12 protein-coding genes and 1 pseudogene are annotated in these 16,776 nt (G+C 61.7%); 8 read left to right on the top strand and 5 right to left on the bottom strand.

Annotation, left to right across the window (positions count from 1 at the left end; translation table 11 throughout):
- Positions 1-215: 215 nt before the first annotated feature.
- The 3 genes and pseudogenes from MTAI_RS03255 to MTAI_RS03245 all read left to right on the top strand — a co-directional run bounded on the left by MTAI_RS03255 (position 216) and on the right by MTAI_RS03245 (position 5,522).
- Positions 216-2,222, top strand: a complete 2,007-nt coding sequence (locus MTAI_RS03255; RefSeq protein ID WP_223299729.1) for a carboxypeptidase-like regulatory domain-containing protein — start codon at positions 216-218, stop codon at positions 2,220-2,222.
- Between the two features lie 4 nt (positions 2,223-2,226).
- Complete coding sequence (locus MTAI_RS03250) at positions 2,227-4,314, top strand: S8 family serine peptidase (protein ID WP_027887435.1); 2,088 nt, start codon at positions 2,227-2,229, stop codon at positions 4,312-4,314.
- Positions 4,315-4,419: 105 nt separating this feature from the next.
- Positions 4,420-5,522: pseudogene (locus MTAI_RS03245) on the top strand (IS630 family transposase).
- Between the two features lie 33 nt (positions 5,523-5,555).
- On the opposite strand, the gene MTAI_RS03240 reads toward MTAI_RS03245, so the two are convergent.
- The 4 genes from MTAI_RS03240 to MTAI_RS03225 form a co-directional block, all read right to left on the bottom strand.
- Positions 5,556-6,692 (bottom strand): AI-2E family transporter, encoded by a 1,137-nt coding sequence (locus tag MTAI_RS03240; RefSeq protein ID WP_027887434.1) that lies wholly within the window; start codon positions 6,690-6,692, stop codon positions 5,556-5,558.
- Between the two features lie 4 nt (positions 6,693-6,696).
- Complete coding sequence (locus tag MTAI_RS03235; protein ID WP_027887433.1) at positions 6,697-7,806, bottom strand: AI-2E family transporter; 1,110 nt, start codon at positions 7,804-7,806, stop codon at positions 6,697-6,699.
- A 22-nt stretch (positions 7,807-7,828) separates the two neighbouring features.
- On the bottom strand, positions 7,829-8,542 hold the full coding sequence (locus MTAI_RS03230) for a M23 family metallopeptidase (protein ID WP_027887432.1): 714 nt from the start codon (positions 8,540-8,542) through the stop codon (positions 7,829-7,831).
- A 63-nt stretch (positions 8,543-8,605) separates the two neighbouring features.
- Positions 8,606-8,902 (bottom strand): large ribosomal subunit protein bL28, encoded by a 297-nt coding sequence (locus tag MTAI_RS03225; protein WP_027887431.1) that lies wholly within the window; start codon positions 8,900-8,902, stop codon positions 8,606-8,608.
- Between the two features lie 105 nt (positions 8,903-9,007).
- On the opposite strand from MTAI_RS03225, the gene lspA reads away from it, so the two are divergent.
- Positions 9,008-9,496, top strand: a complete 489-nt coding sequence (gene lspA / locus MTAI_RS03220) for a signal peptidase II (RefSeq protein WP_051349807.1) — start codon at positions 9,008-9,010, stop codon at positions 9,494-9,496.
- 364 nt (positions 9,497-9,860) lie between these two features.
- Here lspA and ftsH read toward each other — a convergent pair whose 3' ends face one another.
- Entirely contained in the window at positions 9,861-11,729 is a 1,869-nt protein-coding gene (ftsH, locus tag MTAI_RS03215) for an ATP-dependent zinc metalloprotease FtsH (RefSeq protein ID WP_027887429.1), read from the bottom strand.
- A gap of 215 nt (positions 11,730-11,944) precedes the next feature.
- On the opposite strand from ftsH, the gene MTAI_RS03210 reads away from it, so the two are divergent.
- From MTAI_RS03210 to MTAI_RS03195, 4 genes are all read left to right on the top strand, one after another.
- Positions 11,945-13,309, top strand: coding sequence for a tetratricopeptide repeat protein (locus tag MTAI_RS03210; protein WP_027887428.1), 1,365 nt, complete (start codon positions 11,945-11,947; stop codon positions 13,307-13,309).
- 161 nt (positions 13,310-13,470) lie between these two features.
- Positions 13,471-13,872: a methylglyoxal synthase gene (gene mgsA, locus MTAI_RS03205; protein ID WP_027887427.1), complete on the top strand. Its 402-nt coding sequence runs from the start codon at positions 13,471-13,473 to the stop codon at positions 13,870-13,872.
- Positions 13,873-13,954: 82 nt separating this feature from the next.
- On the top strand, positions 13,955-14,179 hold the full coding sequence (locus MTAI_RS03200) for a hypothetical protein (protein WP_013014734.1): 225 nt from the start codon (positions 13,955-13,957) through the stop codon (positions 14,177-14,179).
- 252 nt (positions 14,180-14,431) lie between these two features.
- Entirely contained in the window at positions 14,432-16,747 is a 2,316-nt protein-coding gene (locus MTAI_RS03195; protein ID WP_027887426.1) for a bifunctional acetate--CoA ligase family protein/GNAT family N-acetyltransferase, read from the top strand.
- The last annotated feature ends 29 nt before the right edge of the window (positions 16,748-16,776 follow it).

Genomic DNA, 16,776 nt, shown 5'->3' with positions numbered 1-16,776 from the left:
TGCTTCCAAATAAGCCCAGGCCTGATCTTGTGTCGTCCGCCAGGAGGTGGATCCTCGAGCTGTGGAAGTGAACCTATTGGCTGGCCAGGGCGTAACGCTGAACCCGGGTAAGGTTCTTTCAGAGGCTAGAGAGAAGGACAGAAGTGTAACAGCTTGGGTAAGCCCAGTTCGTTTGGGGAGGTTTTCTTGTGAGAGATCTGTTTTTCCCCCTTCTGATGGGGTTGGTCTTGCTACTTGCGGCGTGCTCGGGCCCGAGGAATGACCTTTCCTCTGACTTTACCCTGAGCTTGGATTCCACCACCCCCACCCTGGTGGCGCAGCAGGGAGGTAGCAAAACCCTCCAGCTCACCATTACCCCGAAAAACGGCTTCACAGGGGAGGTTGGCCTCTCCCTGGAGGGTGCCCCAGAGGGTATCAGCCTTTCCCCTACCAGCGTGCGGGTGACGGGGACGGTTCCGGTAACCCAAACCCTGACCATCGCTGTGGGTAGTTCGGTCGAAGCGAGGAACTACCCCATCACGCTCAAGGGGACTGCAGGTTCCATCATCAAGTCGGTGAACTTTACGCTAGAAGTGCTTCCTACGGGATCTCATAACCTGAGCGGGATAATTCTGAGCGAGGGGGCCGGGGCTCCGGTGCAAGGGGCCACCCTACGCCTTTACTTCCAGGGTACCCTGATACACACTGCTACCTCAAATGCAGAAGGTCGCTTTGCCCTGGATCGGCTTCCTGAGGGGGTCTACCGCCTCGAGGTTCAAAAGCCCGGTATGGCGGGGAGTGTGTTGGAGGGCATCCGCGTACCGGACATGCCCAGCGTCACCGTGATCCAAAGGCCAGCCTTTGACCAGAGCGCCACTACCACACCTCCTACGCTGATAATCACCCAAAACGGCACTGCTTCCCTGGAGGGCCAGACCTTCACCGATACTATTCCCTTCCGGGTGCAGGTGGACACCTCCAAGGACTACGTGAAGCCCATGCGCTTTATATATGTGGCTCTGGGCCGCACCCCAGGTTCAGCCTTCCTGAGTCAAACAACCACTTCCAGCCGGAGATTATTTGCCAACACAGAGGATACCGGTAACCAGACCCTTACCGGCTCCCAAGTGGCGGGCTTGGGAGACACCGATGGGGAGAGGGTTTACCTGGAGGTCGTGGCCTACGACTTCAATAACAACCGTAGCCACTACATCCTCCCCGTGACCTTTTTGAACACCGCTTCTACCCAGAACAACACGGTAAGCGCCCCCACCCAGGTGGCAGCTACAGCCATCACCCTGACCCAGGCCGTGGGCTTCTACGACATCAAGACCCCCTTCACCCTCACCGTGCCCCTGGGCAAGGGCCGGGTGGGGGATATGCCCCTGGCCGCCCCTGAGGGGAGCAACCTCTATGTGGAGGTGCGCTGGTGCTACACGGCTACCGCTGTCCCCTTTGCCTTTGACATAGAACGCTCCACAGACGGCCAGAATTGGGTTCGGGTGGGCACGGTGGGCGGGAATCGAAGCGCTAGCTGTCCGACCAGCACCTTTGACCGCCCCTTCTTCTTCAGGGATGCTTCTCCAGACCTTACCCCCGGCCAGACCTACTTCTACCGGGTGGTGGCCCGGGGAGCCAACCGGGCGGAGAGCGCCTCAAGCTCCACCACACCCCTGCCGTCTTTCTCCGCCCCCCTCCAGGCCCCTGCGGATGAGATCAAGAACGTTTCCAAGAAGCCGGACTTTGTCATTGGACATCCACAGTTGAGCCTCGGGGCGGACGGAGCAGCCTACAATATCGTCCTTTGGGACACTCTTACGGGGGATAATGTGGCCTGGCAGACCCTGGGCGGCGGGTTGATCTTCGTAGAGCTTGGCACCGGCAATGAAGGGAATGGAATCCCCCAGGGCGAGTCGCTGGTGTACGGTTTTCCGGGAAACAACCTGGTTGTTTACACCGACACCGCGGGGCTTCTGGATCCCAGCCGCCCCAACCGCGTGCCCGTAAACGTGACCCAGGGGAACGTGACCCTACCCTACAACTTTGATGGCTATGCTAGCCTAGCAGAACTTCAAGCCCTTAGAACCTACGCCTGGCAGCTCTATGTAAGCTACGCCTACAAGTACAACCTTTCCGAAAATCGAATTGCTGCGTACAGCGTCCAGACCTGGCCCAGCTCCACCTCTTTCATTCGCTTGAGCCGTCCTGGAACCCAGGTCTTTGAGTTCACCACGGGAGAGTGAGACGATGAGGAAGTTGAATCTTCGCCCTAACGGGTGGACTTGGCTCCTAACCCTCAGCCTGTCAGTTCTTCTTGGGGCCTGCACCCAGCCTGCCGTTCAGGCCCCACAGGGGCCGGCCCAGCCGCCTGAGCTTGCTTCCCGCGAGAACGTGACCTACGTTCAGGGCCAGGTGGTGGTGGCCTATCAGGGGGAGGAAGCCCTTCAAGAAGCCATTCGCAGGCTGGGGGCCAAGGAGATGGCCCGGATCCCTGAGCTCAAGGCAGCCCTGCTCCAGGTACCTGGGGATGCCCTGAAGGCCAGCCAGGCTCTCAAGGGGCTTCCTGGCCTCCGCTATGCTGAGCCCAACTTCGCGATGGTTCAGGCTCCTAAAGATGACCCAGTAGAACGGCTTGGCGGGGGTTTGGCGTCCTTAGGCAACCCTGCCGATCAGATTTTTGATGAGCTTCCGCAGTATGCCCTTGACCCCCGGCACCTAGACGCCAAGGGGGCCTGGGATCGGGGGTTCATGGGGGAGGGAGTGACCGTGGCCATCATCGATGATCCCGCAGACGTCACCCACCCCGATCTGGCAGCCAACTGGGCAGGGAAGGCCTACAACCCGGTAACCGGCACCACCTACACCTCAGCCCAGGATTGGCTGAACTTTATCCAGGGCTTGGGAGCACCGAGCAACATCTCCCACGGCACTTTCGTGGCTTCCACTGTGAGTGCGCCCAGGGACGGCCGGGGGATTGCTGGCCTGGCCCCCAAGACTGCGTTCCTACCGGTGGCGATTTTCCAGCCAAACTATGTGGGCGACTTTTATGTGGCCCGGGGTGTGGTCTGGGCGGTCAATCAAGGGGCCCAGGTACTCAATAACTCCTGGGGCGGTCTGGGGTACGGCAACCTGGTTAAGGAGGCCTTTGATTATGCCCTGGCCAACGGCGTGGTGGTGGTGGCCAGCGCCGGGAACTCCTACAAGGACGAGATACGCACCCCCGCCGGCTACCCTGGCATCATCGCCTCCGCGGCCGCAGACGGCAACCGCAACAAGACGGACTTCTCCACCTATGGCCGCCACATCTCCAGCGCCGCCCCTGGCCTGGACGTCCTTCTAGCCAACCCCACCTGGCTTGGGGGTGGGTACGGCCTGATCTCCGGCACCTCCTTTTCTGGCCCCTACACCGCCGCCGCCGCAGCCCTGGTTAAGTCCGCCTGTCCCGCAGCCACCCCTTACCAGGTTCGCCGGGCTCTGGAAACCACCACCTGGGAGAGAAGTTTCACCCGTGAGAAGGGCTGGGGCCACCTGAACGCCCGGAAGCTGGCCGATCTCCTAGCCCAGGGGTGTAGCGCCCTGCCCCAAAAGGGCTCGGTGGTGCAGGTGAAGGTAGAGTACCAGAATGAGCGGGGCACCTTCCCGGGGCTCTTTGCGGACGTCATCCTCCGGGGCCAGGGCCTCCGCCCTGGGGATCCCACCGATTCCACCCCTATGTACTGGGCCCGGACGGACGCCAGCGGGGAGGCCTGGTTCTACGAAATCACCCCTGGTACCTACGAGATATACGTGGCGGGGGCCGACCTGGCCCTGACCGGTGGGCGGCCTGAGGAGCGGGGGACCTTTGTGGGAACCCTGGTGGCTAGCCCTGGTTCCAGCGCAGGGCAGCCGGACTACAAGCTGGTGCGACTCCTGGCCACGGAAGTGAACCTCAACCCCACGGATCCCTATGAGCCCAACGACGTCTTGGCGCAGGCTAAACCCATCACCTACGGTCAGACCACCCAGGTGGCCTACATCTTCGGCCAGCCCCAGGATCGCGATTTCTTCACCTTCACGGGGAGTGCAGGCGACCAAATTCGGGCCCGGGTGCACGCCCGCTCAAGCCTGGGGGGCACTTTGGACTCTTACCTCTATCTTCTGGACGGAAGCGGCACCGTGCTAGCCGAGAACGATGACATGGTGAGCGGGCAGATCACGGACTCCGAGATCGTCTACACTCTGCCCGCCAATGGAACGTACTATCTGGTAGTAACCAGCTACACCATTGCCCAAGGCGGGCAGGACAACAGCCCCTTCAACAAGTACCGCCTCGAGCTTCAAAGAGTCTCGCCCTAGCTTCTAAACCTGGACAGCCCCGGAGGTGCCCTCCGGGGCTCTTGTCTGGTAGTACTAAACAAGTAATACCAAACCACCCTAGTTGGTTTCTTTTACAATGCACCCATGCCAAGGCCAAGACTCGCCCTCGAACCCCACCACACCCTGCAGGAACTGGAACAGGCCTACCGCACCTGCTAAGACGCCAAGCAGAAGACCCGCATCCAGGCCATCTGGCTCATAGCCCAGGGCCGCAAGGCCCAGGAGGCCGCCGAGGCCACAAGCTTCAGCGGGGCCTGGGTGCGTGAGCTGATTCACCGCTACAACCAACAGGGCCTAGCCGGACTGGAGGATGGACACAAAACCAACCCCGGCGGCCAGAAACCCCTCCTGACCCAAGAAGAACAACAGGCCCTCTGGCAAGCCTTGCAAAACCCACCCTCAGACGGTGGCGTATGGACCGCCCCCAAGGTGGCGGCCTGGATTCAGGCAAATACCGGCAAGACCCTGTGCGACTACTCCGCTCTGCGCTACCTCTACCGCCTGGGCTTCACCCTGCAAAGACCAAGGCCCCGGCACCAGAAGGCAGCCGATCCAGAAGAACAGGCCGCCTTCAAAAAAAAGTTCAGGAGACGGTAGCCGAGCTACAGCGGCAGCACCCAGATAAACAGGTGGAGGTCTGGGCCCAGGACACGGACGATCCCCTATCGGGACGGGCAGAAGCCCGTGCACCGAGAGGCCCGCCTGGGGTTGAAGCCGATCGTGCGTCGGGTCTGGTCGCTCAAGGGAAAGCGGCCTCTGGCCTTTCATCACACCCGCTACGAGTGGCTCTACGTCTACCTCTTCGTGCATCCGAAAAGCGGGCGGAGCACCTTTCTGATCCTGCCCACGGTGAATACTGAGCTGATGAGCCTGGCCCTGCAGGAGTTCCAGCGGGAGGTAGACCGGAGGGAAGGAAGGTGGTGGTGCTGCTTTTGGACAACGCGGGGTGGCACCGTGCGAAGAACCTTCAAGTACCACCGGGGCTGGTGCTCATGCACCTGCCGGCCTATACGCCGGAGCTTTCACCTGCAGAGCCGGTAATACCGCTGATCCGGGAGGCGGTGGCCAACCGGAGCTTTGAGGGGCTGGATGAGCTGGAGGAGGTGCTGGTGCGGCGGTGTGCGTACCTGATGGAGCATCCGGAGGTGGTGCGGGGTCGGGCGGGTTTCCAGTGGCTGCCGAAGTGAAACTATCTTGAGTGGTTTGGTATTACTACAGCTTTAGCCTTCCCGGTAGAAGCGGCTATTCAGGTAATAGTCGGTGTACAGGATTTTGACGAAGGCCATCAGGGGCACGGCCAGCAAGGCCCCGGCCACCCCAAACAGCGAGGCTCCGATCAGCACCGCGGCAATGCCCGTAACCGGGTGCAGGCTGGTAGTGTGGCCCATAATGATCGGCCAGACCACCCCCTGGATCTGATTGCAGACCCAAAGCACCAACGCCACCACCGCAAAAGCCAGCCAGCCCAGTGGCAAAGCCAGCAGCAGGGCCGGTATGGCCGAGATGATCACCCCCAGCACCGGCACAAAGCTAAAAATGAAGGCCAGAAAGCCCAGCGACATGGCCTGGGTGAGTACCCCCACCCCAAAGCCCTGGAAAGCTCCGAACGACAGGTACATGGCCAGGCCGACCAGCACCCCGTTGAACAAGGCGCCCAGGATGGTACCGCGCACATATCCCCCAAAAGCGGCATCGGCTTTTTGGGCCAGCTCCCGCACCCTGGGCTGGTAGGGCAGTGGAACCGCACGGAACAGCGCCGCCCCCACGCGGGGCAGGTCGTAGAGCAGGTAGATCGAGATGGTTATGACCGTCAAAAGCTGAAAGACACCGCCCAAAAGCCCTGTGAAAAAACCCAGCAGGTTGCCTCCCTGCGCCAGCAAGCTTTGCAGGCCACGCAACAGGGTCTGGGTGAAGGCCTGTAGCAGGGTTTGCAGGTTAAGGGTGGCCTGGTTGAGGGCCTCGAGCAGAACCGGCGGTAGCTCAATCCGCCCAATCTGCTCAGGCAGGCCCCGCGCCCAGCCCACCAGGGGCTCCAACAGACTGGGCAGGTTGTTGAGAAAACGGGCGAGCTGCGCGGTCATGCCGGCCAGCAGCACCGTGGCCAGCCCCAGGAAAAAGAGCATACCCACGAACACCACCACCACACCCAAGGCCCTTGTCAGGCGCCGTTGCTCAAACCAGCGCACCACCGGGCCTGCCAAATACGAAAACACAAACGCCGCCAAAACAATCCCGATGGCCGTGCGCGCACCGTTCAGCACCCTGCTCAACAGCCCAAACACCAGCCCCGCCAGCAGTGCGTATACTGCAATCCGCACCCAGGGATTCTGCCAGGCCCAGCTCAGGGTTGCGCTCATACTTTCATCCCTCACGGTAGAACCGGCTGTTCAAATAAAACTCGACATAGAGCACTTTGAAAAAGGCCAAGAGCGGCACCGCCAGCAAAGCCCCCACCAGCCCGTAGAGGCTCGAGCCCACCAGAATGGCTGCAATCACGCTCACCGGGTGCAGGCTGGTGGTCTGTCCCAGGATGCGCGGGCTCAGGAGATGTGCCTCCACCTGGTTGGCTAGCACCACCACCCCCAAGACCGCCAGCACCTGCGGCCAGCCCACGGTGAGGGCCAGGAGCAGGGCCGGCACCGTCGAAACAATCACCCCTACATATGGAATTAAGTTGAACACCGCTGCCAGGAACCCCAACGAACCCGCCAGCGGCACTCCAGATATCCAAAAGCCCACGGTCACAATCAGACCTACACCGATAGCCACCAGAAGCTGCCCCCGGATGTACCCTCCCACCGCCCGATCCAGCTTGGCGGCCATATCGGCAACAAAGGGTTGGTAAGGCAAGGGAACCGCCTGGAAAAGGGTTTTGGATATCTGGGGCAGGTCGTAGAGCAGGTAGATCGAGATGATCAGCGCGGCAAAAAGCTGCAGCACCCCCCCCACCAGCGAGGCAAAGAAGCCCACCAGGCTCCCCCCCTGGGCCAGCAGCGCACGCAAACCCTGCAAAAGGGTCTGGGTAAAGCCCTCGAGCAAGGTCTGCAAAGCCTGGGCCGCCTGGGCAAAGGCCCCTTCGAAGGCCGGGGGAATTTCAATCTGCCCCACCTGCGAAGGTAGGTTCTCAATCCAGGTTAATAGTGGTGTCAGGATGCGGGGGAGTTCGGTCGCATAGCGGGCCAGCACATTCACCATCTCGGCAATCAGAAACGAGGCCAGCCCCAAAAACAGCCCCAGCCCCAGGTATACCAGAAGCACCCCCACAAAGCGCGGCACCCGGCGCTTTTCCAAAGCCCGCACGATGGGGGAGGTTAGATAGGCAAAAATAAAGGCCAGGGCCAGCGTACCCAGCGCCCCCCGGGCCCCCCCCAGCACCATTCCCAAAAGCTGGAGTAGCAGGTATATGGCAACCGCATAGACAGCGATTCGAACCCACAATAGCTTCCAGATCTCGGCAAGGTCACGGCGCATGGGGATTACAATACCGCACCCTTCAGGGAAGGGCGAACTCGAGCCTGGCCCTAGCCCGCAGCGCCTCGGGTACGAGCCCCTGACCAAAGTACCTGTCCCGATCGGGCTCACCATCCCACAATTCGAACAGCAGTCGCGCACCTTCACGGGTGCCTCGCAAGGCGGCCTCGGTTCCGCTGTTGCCCACCCGGCCAATCCACTGGCCCTTGTGCACCCTGCTACCCACCTTCAAACCCGGCGCAATCTCGGAAAGGTGGGCGTACACAGTGGTAAAACCACCTGGGTGGCGAATCCAGACCTCGCGCCCCCGCAGTTTGTCCATCTGCTCGGGCCCGGCCCCATCGGCCACCGCCCGCACCAGGGCCTCGAACTCGGCGCGGGTCAACTCTTTGTAGCTGGTCTCGGCTTTGATCACCTCGCCCCCGGCGGCGGCCACCACCCCCATGCCATACTGCACCGGTACGCAAGCATCCCCGTTGATAAAGACAAAACCGGGGTTGGTGCCCTTGCGGTACGCACGGGGGGCACCGGGCAGGTTGCCATCGGTTTTGGGCAGGCAAGCACCGGGCAGGGGCAGCATAAAGCCCCCAGGGCCTTGCTCGAGGCGCTCTTTGAGTTGGGAAATTTCCGATTGCAGAAGCGCAATCTGCCGACGCGCGCCGGTCAGTTGCGCACTCTGCCACAAGGCCAGCAGGGTTACCAGGGCGAGCACAATCCAGCCGGGCTTGATCGGCATGGGCCTATTTTATGCCAAAAGTAAAGAGGCACAGCGGGCTGTGCCTCGGCCTGTGGTAGTTACCTAGAGCAAGCTCAGCAGACGGGCTTTGATCTGCTTGGCGGTGAGGCCCTCGAGCTTCATACCTTTGGAGCGCTCCACCAGTTCGTACACCTTGTGGACATGGCTGGTGGCTACGCGAAAGGTAATGGCCTGTCCGGCAACGGTAACGGTCACCTTGCGTAGGTTGGGTTCCTGCCAGCGCTTGGTATAGCCGGTGATCTTCTTACCCACCCCACCTTCACGTTTGGCCTTACCACGGGTAATGATGCTGTAGGCCACCGTGGGGCGCTTGCCGCTAATTTCGCAAATCTTCGACATTGCAGGACTCCTAACTGCCAATGCAAGGGGCTGCCCCCCTTGCTTCAGGGCAACAGCAAGGAGTATAGCATACCTTCATGGGAGCATGCTAGACTTCCAGCGGTTATGAATATCGCCACCTGGCTGGTTCCTGCCCTGCTGGTTGCCGATCAGGCCATCAAACTTACGGTGCTATGGGCGGTCGGGCCGCGTGTTTTCGAAGGTGAGGTGGGCGCGGTTTTTTTGAGCAACTTGTTTTGGGTTGTGGATGCCACCTTCGTGAAAAATACCGGTGCAGCCTTTGGCATATTCCAGGGTGGGGCTCGCATCTTGGTCTGGATAAGCCTGCTAATAGGCCTCGGCATCCTCGCATATCTGAGCCTACATCACCGCCGAACCCCGCTGTCGCAACAGCTGGCCTTATCTCTGATCGCTGCGGGTGCCCTGGGCAACGCAATCGATCGGCTGGGGCACGGCTGGGTGGTTGACTACGTGGACATCAACCGCACGGGGCTGTCTATTTTGGACAACTTCCCCATCTGGAACCTGGCCGACGCATGCGTGGTGGTGGGTGCATTTCTGCTACTACTGCCCCAGCGTAAGCGGCGGTATTAGTCAAGCCTAGGCATCTAGCCGCCTTCCGGCGCCGAACCAACCCGACCGAAGGGAGTGCTCTTGGATTCAAAAAGATAGCCTCTGAATGTTTTTTGTTTGAAGGTTATCTTTTTGAATCCGGTATAACTAACCGAACATGGCATGACAACACCCCATTCATCTAGAATGGGGTGTTTCAAATTCTCATCGGATGGCCCACACCGCGCCCCTCCCCGCCCGAGGTTGTACCGGCGGGCACTCCGGTTGCGTCATGGGTGTTGGTTTTTATCGCGTTTACCACAAACGCTCTACCCACCAGATCCCCCTTCGGGGTTGGGAACAACGCTTCGGGAAGATTTCAAACCCAGCACCCAGCGCCCGTGGTTCAGACCTCGGGCTTGAAAGCGGTGGGGGCAACAGCTTCGGGCTGCTTGCTCTGAGCGATAATTTCCAGCACGCGCTCGCCCTGTACAATTTCGGTATCCAGAAGTTCAGCGGCCAGTTGATGCACGGCCTTGGCGTTTTCGGACAGAACCTGTTTAGCCCGCTCGTAGGCCCGATCCAGGATGGCCCGGATGTCCGCATCGATCAGGCGGCTGGTCTCCTCGGAGTGGTCTTGCTTTTTGGCGATTTCCTCGCCTAGGAAGATGGGGCCCGTGTTGGAACCCCAGGCCACGTTTTTAAAGTGGTCGCCCATCCCCCAGTCCAGCACCATCTGCTTAGCCAGGCTGGTGGCCTGCTTGAAATCGTTGGCAGCCCCGGTGGTGATGGTGCCCACAAACAGCTCTTCAGCAGCCCGACCGGCCAGGGTCATGGCCAGGGTGTCCTCGAGGTGCTCCTTACTCATCAGGATGCGCTCCTCTGGTCTGCTCCAACGCACCCCCAGGGCCATGCCGCGCGGCACAATCGAAACCTTTTCGGTTTTATCGGCATAAGGTAGCTCTTCACCCACAATGGCATGGCCGGCCTCGTGGTAGGCTACAGCGCGCTTCTCCTGTTCGTTGAGCTTGAGGGTTCCGCGCTCCAGGCCCAGCATGATTTTGTCGAGCGCTGCCTGGAAGTGGGCATTGGTAATTTCGCTGGCGTTCTCCCGGGCTGCCTGCAAGGCGGCCTCGTTGACCAGGTTTTTCAGGTCGGCTCCGCTGAACTGCGGGGTCAGGCGGGCCAGGTTGTTTACGTCAACGTCCGGGGCGAATTTCTTACCCCGCATGTGCACCTGCAGGATTTCCTTGCGCTCCTCCAGGGTGGGCAGCCCAATTACCACCTGCCGGTCAAAGCGTCCGGGGCGCAGAAGGGCGGGGTCGAGGATATCCGGGCGGTTGGTCGCAGCCAGTACGATGACGCTGGTATCCTTCTCAAAACCGTCCATCTCGGAGAGGATCTGGTTGAGGGTCTGCTCCCGCTCGTCGTGGCCGCCCCCAATACCAGCCCCACGCTTGCGGCCAATCGAGTCGAGCTCGTCAATAAAGATAATGGCCGGCGCATTGCGGCGGGCCTCGTCAAACAGGGTGCGTACCCGGCTGGCCCCCACACCCACAAACATCTCCATAAACTCTGAGGCCGATACCGAGAAAAACGGCACCCCAGCTTCCCCGGCCACCGCACGGGTCAGCAGGGTCTTACCGGTACCGGGCGGCCCCACCAGAAGCACCCCTTTGGGAATCTCGGCCCCGATGGCGATGTATTTTTGGGGGTTCTTAAGGAAGTCCACCACTTCCATCAGCTCGCGTTTGGCCTCGTGGTGGCCGGCCACATCCTTGAAAGTGGTATTGACCCGGCGCTCCTTGCCATACTGGCGCGCCCGGCTCTGGCCGAACTGCATAACCTGCCCCGCCCCCCCCTGCGAACGCATGAAAAAAAACCACCAGAAACCAATCAGGGCCGCGATGGGCAGCAGGGTGTAGAGCAGCTGGGGCCAGATACTGGGCAGCCGGTTTTCGATGACCACGCCATTCTGGCGGAGGAGGTTGGTGAACTGGGGATCGCTGTAGCCCGCCGGAAGGGCAATCACAGTGAAGCGATCGGTGGTCTCGGTGTTGTTGCCCACCCGGATGCGCTCAGGTGCCTTGAAAAAACCGTTGATCCGGCCTTCCTGCAAAATAACCCGGGCCACCTTGCCCTGTTCAATGTAGGTGATGAAGTCGCTGTACGGAATGCTGGTGCGGGCGTTGTTACCACCACCAAATAGAGTGAAGAGCCAGTAGGCCAGGATGAAGACAACAAGCAAGCTCCAAGGATTGATACGCGTAGGCAAACCAGAACCTCCATTGAGTGCCTGTGGTGCAGGCAGCCCACATTCTGCCGATTATATAACGGCAGCGCGGTGCACTAGATTATGGTACTCAATCCTGGCGCAATGAATGAGTCCTAGGGTCGAAACGCAAGCCCGGCCGCTGCCATCACCCGCCCCACCAACCAAACCAGCCTGGTTCTTATCGCTCTAAGCTTTGGGCCTTATGATAGGGGGTAATGCAAGTGGTACTCGAGGCCCTCCACCAAGGCGACTACGACACGGCGTTCGAAACGCTGATACGCACCTTGGCACTGGCGCAAGGGCAGGAAGCGGCAGAGGCCGCCCTGCTATTGGCCGAGGCCTACTCACTGTACGGCGAGGGGGGCATCGAGGGTGCCAACCGGGCCCTGGAAGAGGGGCTGAGCAGCGTGCCTTCCCTCGAGGCCCACCCACGCTATCGCTCCATCCTAGGCGAGATGCGTGCACTGGAAGGCGCTTCAGAAGACGAGGTGCGCCAGATACTGCCCCGCACCACCGACCCTCGCGCCCTCTACCACCAGGCCCAGGCGCTGATGTACCTGGGCCTGCCGGAAGAGGCCCTGGAAATCTTAAACCGCCCCCTCGAGCTCCCCGCTTTTCTGGCCTGGCGAGCGCATACCTTGCGCGGCAAGGCCCTGGAACGCCTCGGACAACCCGCCGAGGCCGCCGCGGCTTACAAAGAAGCTTCGCGGCTGGCGGTGGGTATGGAGCATTACTGGAACCTGATCGACGCTGCGGCGATGTTTGTAGAAGCGGGCATGGGCCTGGAGGCCCTGCAAGCCCTGCAAGAAGCCGAGCTCGAGGCCCCGGAGCTGGAAGACCCCGAGGAGGCCGCCACCCGCTACTATCTGATCGCACGCAGCCACCTCCTGCTCGGCAACCCCAACCTGGCCCTCGAGGCCATCCAGCGGGCCTTGAAGATCGAACGTGAGGGCGCAGAGCCGGCCCACGGCACACCCCTGGTGCAGGGGCAAGCGCTCATGCAGCTTGGCCAGCCCCACGAGGCCATCGAGGCCTTCCGGGAGGCGGTGCGGCGGGCTGAGGAACAGGACAAAAGCTACGCTTTGCATGAGCTGGCCGTTGCATACCTCGAGGCCGGTGAGCTGGCCGAGGCCGAGGCCACCTTGCGGGAGGTGCTGCGCGACCCCGAGTACGGCCACCTGGGCGATGCCTACGGCGACCTGGCCGAGGTGCTCTACCGCCTGGGCCGCTACGATGAAGCCGATCTGGCCGCCCGCGAGGCCATCCAGCAAGGAAGCCCAAGCGCCGGATACCTGATCCTGGGCAACCTGGCCTACGACCTGCTGCACCTGGAAGAGGCCCTCGAACACTACACCCGGGCCTGCGAGACGGCCGCCGAAGGCAGCCGCGACTGGGTCACAGCCCAGCAAATGGTGGTGGATACCCTAGCCCAGCTAGGCTTTCGCCGTCCCAGCGAGATCATCCGCCGCAGCGAGGCTGTGCTGCCCTACCTGCACCCTGCCGATGAATGGCACCACACCCTGAGCAGCTACCTCGAGCGCGCCCGAAACCTGATGGACGGTAGCCGGACGCTCAACTAGCACCAACCCCTAAGCACTCGTCCGTGCCACCTGATACCCGATTCTCTTGGTTCGCCGCCTTCCGGCAGCGAACCAGCCCGATCGAAGGAGGCTTTGCTTCGGGTGGCTATCTTCAAATCCGGTATGACAGCGGCTGATCGGGGCGGGCTAATATAAAGCCGATGAAAGCACTGGCCCTTATTGCACACGACGGCAAGAAAGCCGATATGGTCTCGTTTGCCAAGGATCACAAAGACCTCCTGGCGCGCTTTCCGCTGGTAGCCACCGGCACAACCGGACGCATGCTACAGGAAAAAGCCGGCCTGGCCGTCACCCGCCTGCTTTCAGGGCCTCTGGGCGGCGATCAGCAGATCGGGGCTATGGTAGCAGAGGACAAGGTGCTGGCGGTCATTTTCCTGCGTGACCCCTTACAGGCCCAGCCACACGAACCCGACGTGCAAGCCCTGATGCGGGTATGCGATGTGCATAACGTCCCCCTGGCCACCAACCTCACCGCTGCTGAAGCCGTGCTGGCCTGGCTGCAGAGCGAGCTATCCGCCAATGAGCGCCAAGAAAACCGCTAGGCCCGGGCCGGGTGCCGCCACCCGCAGATAGTGTCAAAAGACCGAATGTTAGAAAAGTTGAGTGCTATATTAGCAAGTAGGTATGACACCGGTTGAGTGGATTCAACAAATGGTCGAAGCCAACCGCGAGGCCCTTCGGCAGATGCCCTTCCCACCTGGGATGGCCGAGTACGTAGAGGAGCTGGTGCGCACAGGCCAGACGGAGCAGATCATCGCCATCATAAAAATGGGCTTCTTAATCGGCGTACAGCAGGGCGCTCGTAGCGAACCGATACCAACCGCACCCCCCGTGCGCATCCAGGCCTAGGCCCGGGTTACAGCGGATTCAAAAAGATAATCATCCAAAGCAAAGACCTCCTGAGGCCATCTTTTTGAATCCTGGTGCACACCCCTCGCTACGCTTGGCGAAGAAAGCGTATCCCCTCGGACGGGTTGGTTGGCCGCCTTCCGGCGCCGAACCAACCGAATTACTGCTGGAGGGGTTCCTGGCCGTGGGTACACCTTAAGGGATCGGTATTCCTGACCAATGGCGAATATGCTATTGGTTAGGACGGTTGTTATGCCGCAGCGCTATATCCCACCCCCTACCCCGCAGTACGCCCTCGAGTCCGGCCCCATCCTCCTCAAGGATGGCCGAACCGCCACCTTGCGCCCGGCCCAGCCCGAGGATCGGGCCTTGTTTGTGGAGTTTCTCCAACGCCTATCCCCTCAGGCCCGCACCTTCCGCTTTTTCTCTGAGGTTGACCCCGAAACCGCTGCCGATCTGCTCTTACGCAAACCCCCCGACGAAGACAAAGTAACCTTGGTGGTGCTCACCGGCGACCCCGAGCGCATCATCGCCACCGGTGAGTACGTGCAGGAGGGGCCCGGATCGACCTCGGCGGAGGTGGCTTTTTTGGTGGATGACTGGTATCAGGGGCGGGGCCTGGGCTCGCTGCTGCTCGAGCGGCTGGCCCTGATTGGGGTTCAGCGGGGCATCCGGCGGTTCCATGCCTTCACCCTGGCCGAAAACAAGCAGATGCTGGACGTGTTCAAGGCCAGCGGCTTTCGGGTGGAGTCGCACGCGGAATCCGGCGAAGTAGAGGTCAGCTTCGATATCGAGCCCAACCCGGAGATGGTGGCCCGGTTTGAGTTGCGCGAGCGGGTGGCTACGGTGGCCTCGCTGCTGCCGGTTTTGCGTCCCCGGGGGGTGGCCGTGGTGGGCGCTTCTCGAGACCCTAGCAGCGTTGGCTACCAAATTCTGGAACACCTGGTGCTCAACCGCTTCCAGGGCCCGGTCTATCCGGTCAACCCGGCCGCCACCCCCGCTGCAGGGGAGGTACCGGTGGTGGGCTCGATGCTGGCCTACACCTCGGTTAAGGCCGTGCCAGGCCCGATCGACCTGGCAATCATCACCACCCCCCGCGACAAGGTGCTGGAAGCCGCCGAAGCCTGTGGGCAGCGGGGGGTTAGGGCCCTGATGGTGGTTACCACCGACATGGAAGAACTGCAAATCAAGGCCCTGGTGAAAACCTGCCGCCACTACGGTATGCGGTTGCTGGGGCCGGGTTCACTGGCCTTGATGAGCACCAGCCCCGAGGTGCAGCTCTGCGCCGGCCTGGCCCCACGGCTCCCCCTGCGGGGACGGATCGCCATGTCCAGCCAGAGCGGGGCCGTGGGCCTGGCGGTGCTGGAGTACGCCCGGGAGATGGGCATGGGGTTTTCCAACTTTGTTTCACTGGGGGCCAAAGTCGACATCTCCTCCAACGATCTGATTCAGTACTGGGAGGAAGACCCCGAGACCGGGCTGATCCTGCTTTACGTAGAGTCGTTCGGCAACCCCCGGCGCTTCGCCCGGCTGGCCCGGCGGGTGGGCCGTAAAAAACCCATCCTGGCCGTCCGACCGGGTCGCGATCCGGTGGTGGAGGCCCTCTTCAAACAGACCGGGGTGGTGCGGGCCGAAAACCTGGAGGAAATGTTCGATATCGCGGCCATTCTGGCCCACCAACCCCTGCCCGAAGGCCCCCGCGTGGCCCTGCTGACCAACGCCTCGGGGCCTGCAGACCTGGCCAAGGACGCCCTCGAGGCTGAGGGGTTACAGGCCGAGATCCGCGACCTAGGCTCGAGGGCTTCCGCCGAAGAGTACCTAGCAGCCGCACGGGAGCTCCTTTCGGGCGGCTACCACGCCTTTATCGCGCTCTTTGTACCGCTGGGCTATGCCACCCTGGAAGAGGTCGCCGAGGCCCTGCAAACTGCTTTTCGTGAAGCTCGAGCCCAGGGCATCCAGATTCCGGTGCTCACCTGCTTTATGACCGCCGGGCGGCCACGGGTGCGGCTGGGAAGCGAGCTGGTGCCTTCGTACCGCTTCCCCGAGTCGGCTGGGCGCGCCCTGGCCGCGGCCTATGCGTACGCCCAGTGGCGCACCACCCCACCCGGGGAGATCCCCGACCACGGGGTGCAGGAGGATGCCGCCCGGGCCCTGATCGGGAAAGTTCGGGGCCAGCTTAGCCCGAAACAAACCCAGGAACTGCTGGGGTACTTCGGCATTACACTGCAAGCAGCCTCCGGCCCGGGCATCCACATGGTCATGCGAATCCGGCACGATGCCCTGTTTGGGCCGGTGCTGAGCCTGTCCCTTACCGGGCTGCCCCTCGGAGAGCAGCTGCTGGGCCTGCGCATCACCCCCCTCACCGATCGGGAGGCCCTCGAGATGCTACAGCCCCTGGCTGGTAAAGCCCACCTCGAGAGCCTTCAGGATCTGCTGCTGCGGGTTTCGCGCCTGGTTGAGGAGCTGCCCGAAGTGGAGGGGCTCGAGCTGGCCTTGCACAGCCAGCCAGAGGCCACGGCTGTGACCCAGGCCCAGATCCGGCTGCGCAACCACCCATCCAAACGGTAGCCCTTGGAGGTTTTGCCAGCTTCCGGCGG

The organism is Meiothermus taiwanensis WR-220, from assembly GCF_003568585.1.
Taxonomy (GTDB): Bacteria; Deinococcota; Deinococci; order Deinococcales; family Thermaceae; genus Meiothermus; species Meiothermus taiwanensis.
The sequence above is the reverse complement of the archived record's forward strand: the minus strand, read 5'-3'. Positions and strand labels throughout refer to the sequence as shown.